The sequence below is a fragment of the Capnocytophaga sp. G2 genome (assembly GCF_035282625.1).
Classification (GTDB): Bacteria; Bacteroidota; Bacteroidia; order Flavobacteriales; family Flavobacteriaceae; genus Capnocytophaga.
In genome coordinates, this window is record NZ_JAYKBU010000025.1 from 1 (window position 1) to 11,467 (window position 11,467).

7 protein-coding genes are annotated in these 11,467 nt (G+C 36.1%); all 7 read left to right on the forward strand.

Annotated elements, in window-relative coordinates; all coding sequences use genetic code 11:
* Positions 1-4,085 (forward strand): gliding motility-associated C-terminal domain-containing protein (locus VJJ03_RS11140; RefSeq protein WP_323975639.1); only part of this gene is annotated, 4,085 nt, incomplete at its 5' end.
* Between the two features lie 274 nt (positions 4,086-4,359).
* Positions 4,360-5,055 carry a class I SAM-dependent methyltransferase gene (locus VJJ03_RS11145; protein ID WP_323975641.1) on the forward strand — a complete coding sequence of 232 codons (696 nt, stop codon included), beginning with the start codon at positions 4,360-4,362 and terminating at the stop codon, positions 5,053-5,055.
* 186 nt (positions 5,056-5,241) lie between these two features.
* A complete protein-coding gene (locus VJJ03_RS11150; RefSeq protein WP_323975642.1) occupies positions 5,242-6,075 on the forward strand; it encodes a hypothetical protein in 834 nt (277 codons plus the stop codon).
* A gap of 12 nt (positions 6,076-6,087) precedes the next feature.
* Complete coding sequence (locus tag VJJ03_RS11155) at positions 6,088-6,576, forward strand: DUF1877 family protein (RefSeq protein WP_002679046.1); 489 nt, start codon at positions 6,088-6,090, stop codon at positions 6,574-6,576.
* A 27-nt stretch (positions 6,577-6,603) separates the two neighbouring features.
* On the forward strand, positions 6,604-8,223 hold the full coding sequence (locus VJJ03_RS11160) for an ABC-F family ATP-binding cassette domain-containing protein (protein WP_323975644.1): 1,620 nt from the start codon (positions 6,604-6,606) through the stop codon (positions 8,221-8,223).
* Between the two features lie 68 nt (positions 8,224-8,291).
* Positions 8,292-10,436 carry an AAA family ATPase gene (locus VJJ03_RS11165; protein WP_323975645.1) on the forward strand — a complete coding sequence of 715 codons (2,145 nt, stop codon included), beginning with the start codon at positions 8,292-8,294 and terminating at the stop codon, positions 10,434-10,436.
* 274 nt (positions 10,437-10,710) lie between these two features.
* The gene (locus tag VJJ03_RS11170) at positions 10,711-11,364 is read left to right on the forward strand and encodes a hypothetical protein (RefSeq protein ID WP_323975646.1); all 654 of its coding nucleotides are present in this window, start codon (positions 10,711-10,713) and stop codon (positions 11,362-11,364) included.
* Positions 11,365-11,467: the final 103 nt, after the last annotated feature.

The window sequence follows — 11,467 nt, forward strand, 5'->3', positions numbered from 1 at the left end:
AGGTAGCCATTAAGAATAAGATAGAGATTACTCAGACTAATTTCTCTGGGAATCCTTCTGTGAATAGCACTCCTAAAGTAGTGGGTAATATATTGAACAATACAAAAGTAGATGGTTCAAAGCCTAATGCGGGTGATGTAGTGATTACAGAAAAGGTTTCAGCACAGCCTAAGCCAGGAGGTACAGCTGCGCCACGTATTAATCCATCAACAGGAGATGTAGAAATACCACAGGGTACTGCTCCAGGGGAATATAATATTACTTACGAGGTATGTGATAAGAAAACTCCTCAGGCTTGTAAAACACAGACAACAAAAGTTACTGTATCAGGAAATACCATCCAAGCGATAGATGATGATTATACTTCCTCTCCTGTAGAAAAAGGAACAACAATAGTAAAGAATGCCTTAGGAACAGAGGTAAATATATTGAGTAATGATAAGCTTGGCAGTGTTGTAGGGCTCACTACCTCTCAAGTAGATATTACTTCAGTAACCCCTAGTAATCCTAAAGTAACGATAGATCTTACTACAGGTAAGATAATCGTAGCTGCCGATACCCCTAAAGGAGACTATACAATTACCTACAAGATTAAGGAAAAGGGCTCTTCTCATGAATCTTCAGTAGCTACTGTGAAGGTAAGGGTTATCAATAAAGTGGAAGTGCCTACTCCTAATAATTTTGCAGGAACTCCATCTACAGGGACTACCCCTAATATTATAGGAGATATTATCACCGATGGAAATGTAAAGATTAATGGTTCTACCCCTTCTATTAATGACGTTACCATTACTATAGATACACCGGCTACTCCACAAGGAGGAGCTCCAGTACCTCGTATCAATTCTACCACAGGGAAGGTAGAGATACCTCAAGGGGTACCTAATGGCAACTATACTATTACTTATACTTTATGTGATAAGGGAGCCCCTCAGACATGTAAGCAAGCTGTGGCAAAAGTAAAAGTAGGTTCCAATGCTTTAGTAGCTAATGATGATAATAAGAGCAATAATATGGCTCCTATAGAAAGGAGTACTACAACAACCAAAGTGAAAAAAGCTGATGGTACAGTAGCAAATATCTTAACCAATGATAAAATAGGTAACAAAACTGGACTTACTTTGACCGATGTTACTATTACGCAGACTACTACTAATCCTCATATCTCTATAGACACAAGTACAGGTGAGGTAAATGTAGCGGCAAATACACCAGCAGGTGCTTATACAGTAGGTTATAAGCTCACTGATAAGCTTGATAGTGGTAATGTCTCCAATGAGGCTACGGTAACTATTATAGTGAAGAATAAGCTTGAGGTAACTTCTATTACAATACCTAATGCAACTCCTTCTACTAATAATACACCTAAAGTAATTGGAGATATCCTGGACAATACTAAAGTAAATGGCAATAAGCCTTCACCAAGTCAGGTTGTTATCCGTGTAACAACCCCTGCACAGCCTTCTTCTCCAGGCGCACCAGTGCCAAGTGTGGACACTTCTACAGGTAAAATAATGATACCTAAGGGAGTAAAACCAGGTAATTATACTATTACTTATGAGGTATGTGATAAGGCAACACCTGCTGATGCGCAAACTTGTAAGACAGCCATAGCAACTATAACTGTTGCGGGCAACACCATTCAAGCCGTTGATGATGACTATAGTAACAAGCATATAGAGTATAGTGGTACTACAAAAGAAGTAACAGATGGAGGAGTCGCTGTAAATATTCTTGCTAATGATAAGTTAGCTGGACAGACAGGACTTACTGCCTCTGAAGTTACTATCACACAAGTTTCCACTACCTATACGGGAGTTACTATAGAGGTAGCTACAGGTAAGGTAAAGGTAGCGGGAAGCACACCAGCAGGTACTTATACTATTAAGTATACAATCACTGAAAAAGGAGGAACTACCGCATCTAACCAGGCGACAGTGACTGTAGTGGTAAGGAATAAAGTAGAAGTTTCTCCTAATGAATTTACGGGAGAACCTTCCAATAATGCAACTCCAAGAGTGATTGGAAATATCACAGATAATGTGAAGATTAATGGTAGCAAGCCTAATCCAAGTGATGTAACTATTACAATACCTACACCAGCAGTACCTAAAGCACCAGGAGCACCAGTACCAAGTATTAATCCATCAACAGGAGATGTGGTGATTCCGCAAGGAACTCCAGCAGGAGATTATCCTATTACTGTACAAGTATGTGATAAGGCTACTCCAGCAACTTGCACAACTCAGACAATTACAGTGAAAGTGAAACCTTCTTCTTCTCCATTCAACTTGGTAGATGATACAGTTACTTTACCTCGTGCAGGAGGCTCTATAGATGTACTAAGTAATGATAAGCTTAAGGATGGTACCCCTATTGTTCCAGCCAATGTGACAGTAACAATTGCTAACAATGGAGGACTTACAGGAGTATCTGTAAATACTGATGGAAAAGTAATAATACCAAGTGGAACACCTTCAGGTAATTATGAAATTACTTATAAAGTATGTAATAGTGATGGTTGTGATACTGCTAAGGTGAAACTAACCGTTAAGAGGAACGTAATCAAAGCTATTGATGATGATTTTGGTCGTATTTCCAATGCGACAACGAATACTACATCACAAACAGTATTTACTTTAGGAGTTGATACCTTAGAGGGCAAAACAGGACCACTCTCTCCAGCTACTGATGTAATCCTTACTCCTGGTATTTCTCCTCATTCGGGTATTACTATGGGAGGTGATGGAAATATCACTGTAGCACAAGGTACACCTAGAGGTGCTTATGTCTATTCTTATACTATCTGTGAACGAGGTGTTTCCGGTAACTGTAGTACTGCTAATGCTTATTTAGAAGTAGTAGATGGTAGGATTATAGCCACTGATGATGGAGTATGGCATGTAGGAGTCACAGGGGGGCTTACACCAAGTGTATTGGATAATGATAAGTTAGGATCTCGTATTGGGCTTACTGCATCTGATGTCTCCATAGAAAAAACTACAGGTAAGCCAGCACCTGATAGTCATCTGGAAATGAATAGTGACGGACGTATTACTGTAAAACCGGGAATCGCTATAGGAACTTACATCTATTATTATACAATCATCAATAAGGCAGATCCTACAGAAACTGCTTATGCTAAGGCTACTATTGAAGTAAGTACTTATGTAGCTCAAGATGATGTATTTGATATTGATAATCCTATAAATCAGTCTGTTAATACACCAAGCGTATTGGAAAATGATGAACTTAATGGTAAAAAGAATCCTTCTCCTATCACTGATGTGATTCTGACCCCAGGTACATCAAGCAGTACAAACCTTGTAATGAATGCTGATGGAACGATTACTATAGCTCCTAATACACCAGATGGAACTTATACATATACTTATACTGTTTGTCAAAAAGCAAGTCCTACTAATTGTAAGACAGGAACCGCTACTATAAAATTACATCCTGCACTTGTGGCTAATGATGATGATTTTTCAGCAACTCCAGTCAAGAGCATACAGCCAACAGTAGTAGGTAATGTATTGAATAATGCAGTGGGAGGTACCGATACTCTGTCAGGGAATCCAATAACGGATCCTACTTTGGTACAGATATCCTTAGCAAATAATGGAGGACTTACAGGAGTAGTGATCAATAATAATGGAGATGTTACTGTACCTCAAGGAGCAATCTCAGGTACTTATCATGTAACCTATCGTATATGTTTGGTTTCCAATCCTTCAGTGTGTAAGGATGCACGAGTAACAATAGTAGTTCTTAATGATGAACCTCTTACTTTCTATAATGGTATATCTTCTAATGGAGATGGTTACAATGATGGATTTATTATTAAGAATATAGAGCTATATCCTAAGAATAATCTTAAAATATTCAACCGTTGGGGAGTATTAGTATATGAAAAAGATGGATATACGAATACAGATCCGTTTAAGGGATATTCTACAGGACGTACTACTGTAGGTAAAGATGGTAAGTTACCACAAGGTACTTATTACTATATCCTAGAATATTTAGATGTAAATAAAAATACTCAACAAAAATCAGGTTGGTTATATCTTAAAAATGAATAGTAACTGGCTTAAATAAATGTGAAGGGCGGGAGACGAAAGTCTCCCGTCTTTCATTTAATAGGAAGAAAGAGGAATCACTTTACCAAGCTTTTTTATATCTCACAAATATTTCTTACATTTGCATTAGAAAATATGCTATGATACAGTTGAAAATACTCTACCCTATGCTTGAAAAGGCATTGGAAAGGTGTTTTAGAACTTTATCAATGTATTCCTTATTGGGGGATTTAGCGTCTTAATTTCATTAGTCATTAAAAATTAATCATTGTTTATTATGTCCAAGTTCTATAACGAAATTGCGGGAAAGTATGACTTTATCTTTCCACTCTCCCCAGCCCATAAGACCTTTTTTGCCAGCGAACTCCGTGGGTATACTGTTCTTGATGTAGGTGCAGCTACGGGCAACCTCACTGATCACCTACTTTCTGAAGGTTATGAGGTTACCGCTATAGACCTTAGCGAACGACTTATTGCCAAAGCCGCCGAAAAAGGTGTTACTGTACAGCAGCTTAATATGCTCGATATTGATAGGCTTTCCACCTTTGACAACATTGTTTGCATTGGCAATACACTTCCGCATCTGGATAGTAAGGCATCTGTACAGCTCTTTTTACAAAAAACTTACAGACAACTCACTCAAGGAGGTAAGCTCGTCCTGCAATTGGTCAATTTTCAGAAGTATTTTGCCCAGCAGCAAGGCGATTACCTCGGTAATCTCCCCTTAATAATCAATGATAAGGTGAAGTTTGAGCGATTTTACTATCTCAATAAAGAAGGAAAAATTATTTTTAAGACCATTTTGGACGATACCATAGAAAATGAGGAATTATTACAGCCTATTTTCGCTGACGAACTCACCCAATGGCTCACCAAAATAGGATTTCAAGCCATCAACCTATATGGTAATTTCAAAAAAGACCTTTTTGATAAGGAAAAATCAATGGCACTAATAATCACTGCAGAAAAATAATTTATTGATTATAAAAATCTTCAAAACAGTATCATTTATAGTTGTTTTGATTTTTATAAGAGTAAAGAGCTCAATCGCTTTGTAAGAAAAATGGAGAGAGAACTAAGAGAATAATTTTCTTTTAGAATCACAACTATTTCCATATCTTACAAATATTGTGTACTTTTGCGCAAAAATATGATCGGTATGCAATTTATTATTTTTAGGAAAGTCTTATTTCTATTTAGCATTCTATCTTTTTTCCTATTAGGAAGTTCTTGTGATTTCTTATCTAAGAAAAAGGATGCTAATGTGATTGATACCAATGAACCTCTTACTTCAACAACAGAAGAAGATTCGATTACCTCAGTAACAGAAGAATATCCGACTGATTTCCCTGAGCAAGGAAATAAAATGGAAGATTTTGTGCCTAAACATTGGTCTGCTATAATGAAAGTAGATGGAGATCTCAACAAAGATGGCTTAACAGATACAGCTCTTATTGTAGAACAAAAAAATCCTAATAATATAAGTGTTACAGAATATAATGATACGTTGAATACCAACCCAAGGGCTCTTTTGGTACTATTCAAACAGGAAAATGGTACTTACAAATTAGCCGCTAAGAATGATAAAGGTTTTATAGAGCCTCCAAAAGAAAATTCTTCTCTATTAGATCCGTTAGAGGAAGGTGATATAAACATAAAAAACAATACCTTACGACTGAATTTTCAATATTTCTTTTCAGCAGGCTCTTGGTATATTACCAATGTAGAGTATGTGTTCAGATACCAGAATAGCCATTTTGAACTTATTGGAGTGGAAACCAATAGTTTTGATAGGAGTACTGGAGAGGAAACTATAGTGAGTTTTAATTTGAGCACCAATAAGTTGGAAACCACTACGGGAGGAAATGTATTTGAAGAGAATGAGAATAATCCTAAAAAAGAAACCAAAACTTTTATGTATAATCCTAAACCTATTTTGGATAATATGGAAGCAAGTGCTTACTTAACAATTTTGTATAACCGAGACGAATAATAAAAATATATTATGGCACGATTAGGCGTTTTTTATGCACTTAGTGATGAGCAGGTAGATGCTATTGCAGAACAAGATGATGACAAGATGTATGCTTATATGCTCAACACTATTGAAGAAAATCTCTTGGGTACACCCAAAAGTTATCAGATAGATAAAGCGTGGGAAGGCATTCACTATTGTCTTTGTGAGGGTGATTGGTACAAAGAAGAAGGAATAGCTCCTAATATTGTTTTTGGAGGTTATTTATTATTGGATCATAATGATTGTGTAATATTTGTGAATGACCTCGATAATATTCAAAAAATTGTAGACTATCTTGAAGAGAATAATCTACAAGAGATTATCAAAAAGAATTTTGACAAAATTCCCTCAGACTACTCATATACTAAAAACGAGGAAGAACTTAACTATTTGTTGAGTTGGAGCAAAGGGGTATTAGATTTTTATAAATATGCTTTGAAGAACCAACTAAATACTATTTTTACCGTAGATCTTTAATTAATCATTAAACATTAATCATTAACAATGTTATCAGTATCCAATTTATCCGTACAATTCGGCAAGCGCGTCCTCTTCGATGAGGTAAACGTAACCTTTACACAAGGCAACTGCTACGGCATCATCGGTGCCAATGGAGCAGGCAAATCTACCTTCCTCAAAATCCTTTCTGGCAAGCAAGAACCTACTTCGGGGCGCGTTATCCTCGAACCGGGCAAACGTATGTCGGTGCTTGAACAAGACCACTACGCTTATGACGACTATACTGTGCTCGACACGGTGATTATGGGCAACAAAGTCCTCTCCAAAGTCAAAAAAGAGATGGACGACCTCTATGCGGACTATTCCGATGAACACGCCGAACGCATTGGTGAGTTACAAATACAGTTCGATGAGATGAACGGCTGGAATGCCGAGAGTGATGCGGCTGCACTGCTTTCCAATTTGGGCATTACCGAAGATATGCATTACACTATGATGTCCGAAATGGATGGCAAGCTCAAAGTGCGTGTACTTTTGGCACAAGCCCTCTTTGGCAACCCCGATGTACTCATAATGGACGAGCCTACGAACGACCTCGACTTCGAGACTATCAGCTGGCTGGAGAACTTTTTAGCAAATTACGACAATACGGTGATTGTCGTTTCCCACGACCGCCACTTCCTCGATGCCGTTTGTACCCATATCTCGGATATTGACTTCGGAAAAATCAACCATTTTTCCGGTAACTACACTTTCTGGTACGAAAGTAGTCAGTTGGCAGCCCGCCAACGTGCGCAACAGAACAAAAAGGCGGAAGAAAAAGCTAAAGAATTGCAGGAATTTATTGCCCGCTTTAGTGCCAACGTGGCAAAATCAAAACAGGCAACCTCTCGTAAGAAGATGTTGGAAAAACTCAATATCGAGGAAATCAAACCGTCCTCTCGTCGTTACCCTGCCATCATTTTCGACCGCGACCGCGAGGCTGGTGACCAAATTCTACACGTGGAAAACCTCGCTGCGTCTATCGACGGACAGGTATTGTTTAAGAATGTAGACATTAATCTAGCCAAAGACGACAAAGTAGCCGTGATTTCTAAGGATTCACGCGCCACCACTGCCTTTTATGAGATTCTGAACAACAACCTCAAGCCTGATGCGGGTACTTTTGCGTGGGGCATCACCACTTCGCAGTCTTACCTGCCCGTGGATAACTCCGATTTCTTTACCCAAGACCTTTCCTTGGTAGATTGGTTGCGCCAATGGGCAAAAACAGAGGAAGAGCGCGAGGAAGTATATGTGCGCGGGTTCTTGGGCAAGATGCTTTTCAGTGGAGAGGAAGCCCTCAAAAACTGCAAAGTACTCTCAGGAGGCGAGAAAGTGCGCTGTATGCTCAGCCGTATGATGATGTTGCGCGCCAATGTGCTTATGCTTAACGAACCTACCAACCATTTGGATTTGGAGAGTATCACCGCCTTCAACAACTCGCTGAAAAACTTCAAAGGCACCGTGCTTTTCACCACTCACGACCACGAATTTTCACAAACTGTCGCCAATCGTATCATCGAGCTTACCCCCAGTGGCATTATTGACCGCTATATGACCTTTGATGAATATATGGACGATAAAAATATTCAGGAATTGAGGGAAAAAATGTATAAACAATGATTAACGGTTAATGATTAATAGTTAATCACAGCACTTTGGCAAAGGTCGTTGCATAAAAAGTGATAAAAATGAGCTTTGCCAGAGCGTTTTATATCATAGAAAAAGTTATAGTATCAATTAAAAATATAAGAATGGGAGTAACAATTAGAATAAAAGGGAAACAGGACTCTAATGAATATAAAGATGCTATTGTTTTGAAAGAAATATTTGAAGAAGAACTTAGAAAATCTCCAAGCACAAATGGAGAGATTTTAATATTAAGTAATGTAACACTTTTCGGTCAAGAAACAAAGGATGTTGATATTATTGTAATAGGAAAGTTTGATAGTTTTTCAATGAATATTAAAACAAAATCAAAAACTTTCCAAAATGGGAAAGAAATATTTTATCCTCAAGAAAATAGGAATCTCTTTATAAATGATTTTTGTTTTGTAATTGAAACAAAACTTCATTCTGCTGATAAAATTAAATTAGAAGGTACAACTTTATTAGTCCGTTATAACGATAAACTTCACGATGTTACAACCCAAAGTGAAAATCAGAAATATTCACTAAAAAATTATTTTGAAGATAGACTTAACTTTTCTCCATATATATGTAATTTCATCTGGCTTCGTAATGTAAGTGCTGATACAATTAAAAAAGATTTTTTAAATAGTAATCCTAACCTTTATGATAAGCATAATTATCTACCTAATAAATTTACTTTAAGATGGTTATTCCAATTAGCCTGCGTTCAGTCAATACCTTATAATCCTATAAATAAAGATACTAATCAACCCAAAGGGTATTGTACTTTTAAAAGTTTAAAGTACAATCAAAGTTATGATTTTAATGAAATGGATAGGATTTTTGATTTGTTTTCAAAAGTCAAAGAATCTATGGGAGACTTAAATAGAAGAAAATTAGAACAAATCACAAAAAAAATACTTAAAGAACAAATTTATGCACAAGCCATAGGAGAAAAACTTGTTGTTATTTCTGGAAGAGCTGGAACAGGAAAGACTATAAAACTAATTAATATTGCTTGTGATTTAGCTGAAAATGAAGGAGCAAGGTGTTTGATACTTACTTATAATCATGCTTTAGTTAGTGATATAAAAAGAATGCTAGCTTTGGGTGAAATACCTGATGATATAGATAGTCGTTCCGTCAATATATCAACTCTTCATAAATTTTTTTATGAAATACTATTAGGTTTTGAAATACAAACTGAAAAAAGTAATAAAGGAAATGTTTATATACCTAATTACTTAAATCGCTATTATGATTTGTTAAATGAGTTTTATGAGTACGTAGAAAATAAAGTAATAGAACATTCTGACTTAGAAAAATTAATGAAAACAAGACATCAGCAAATAGCATGGGATTATGTGTTAATTGATGAAGGTCAAGATTGGAATGAAATAGAAAAGAAAATCATTTTTTTTATTTTTGGAAGACAAAAATCTATTGTAGCAGATGGAGTAGATCAATTAATTCGTTCTCAAAAAAAATGTAATTGGATAGAAGGATTGAGGAAAGATATTGATTTTAGAAAAACCAATGAAAAAATAAGTTTGCGACAAAAAGTAGTACTTGTAAATTTTGTAAATGATATAGCTACTAAATTAAATACAAATTGGAATTTGAAAGCAAAGGAAGACTATTATGGAGGAAAAATAATTGTCAAAATAGGAGATTATACAGAAGAACTCCATAAAAGAGAGTTTGAAGCATGTAAAGCTAACCTGAATAGTGCCTATGACATGATGTTCCTATGCCCACCTAATTTAGTTTATAAGAGAAATCAAGAAGGAAAAGAAGAAAGATATTTTATTAAAACAGAGGAATTTTTCAAAAAAGAGATTTCTATATGGGATGGCACAAAACAAGATTTAAGGACAAATTATCCTGTAGATATTAATCAACATAGACTTTTACAATATGAATCATGTAGAGGTTTAGAAGGGTGGACTGTCGTTTGTTTGGAGTTAGATGAATTTATGAAGTATAAATTCAATACATATAAAGAAGAAATTAATCAAGAAGAGTTAGCTTTAGAATCCTTTGATGAAAAGAGGGAAAGATTTGTAAATTTATGGACATTAATTCCTCTTACAAGAGCAATAGATACTTTAATTATTACTATTAAAGACAAAAATACTCAAATAGCTAAAATTTTGAGAGAGATTTATTTAAAAAATCCAGACAATATAGAGTGGATAGAATAATATAATATAGATATTCTAAAAAAAATATGTATTTTTGCTTTTGAAAAATAATATTTGGTAAATTTAAATCTTAATAGATTATAAAAATTCCAATATTAACTCACGGAAACACAATATTAAGTCGTGGGAATACGAAATCAACTCACGGGGACGTAATATTAGATTATGGGAACGGAATATCAATTCACGGGAATACAATATTAAGTCACGGGAACGCAAAATCAAGTAAAAAATAGTAAAAATAATTTAATAATCATTTAAAAATTGAATTAATATGGCAATTATCCACATTTCAACCGAAAAATTCAAGAATTATTCCTTCATTTTTGAGAATATTTCCAAGAATGATGTCCTAAAAAAGGAATTAGCTGAGTATGGCTATGGCGAAAAAGAAATTGCACAAGGCAAAGCCCTGTACGATACCGCTGCCCAAATGTACGAAACCAACAAGCGCGAGAGCTCCGAGGAGACCCTCGCCTATAACCAGCTCTCTAAAAAGCTCGAAGCCTTTAAAAACACTTACACTACCGACCGCAAAAAGGCTAAAATCATTTACAAAGAGGAGCCTAAAATCCTTATTGCCCTTCATATCAAGGGAGTGGCGCCTTTGCGTACCAATAAGCTCCTTGAAGACATCGAGGCGTTCTACAAAGAACTCAAAGCCAAACCCGATTTGCTCACTCCGCTCAACAAACTTAAAATCACTGCTGAGCATATCGAAACCCAGCTCACCGCCCTTGCCGATGTGAAGCAAGCCGAAGCCACTTACGTCCTTGAAAGAGGTGAAAGTCAGCAGGCTACTAAGGACAAAGACGCCGCTTTTGCCGCCTTCGAGAAGTGGGTACGCGAGTTTTATGCCATCGCTAAAATCGCTTTGGAAGACAAACCCCAACTTTTAGAGAGTATTGGCAAGTTTGTAAGGAGTTAGAGGGAAGTTATTTAGAAACATAACATTTTAAAATCATAAATTATGTATACATTAGGAAAAGTAAAGAGTTTAGATGAAATCACAGGTAAAGATGTGATGGAAA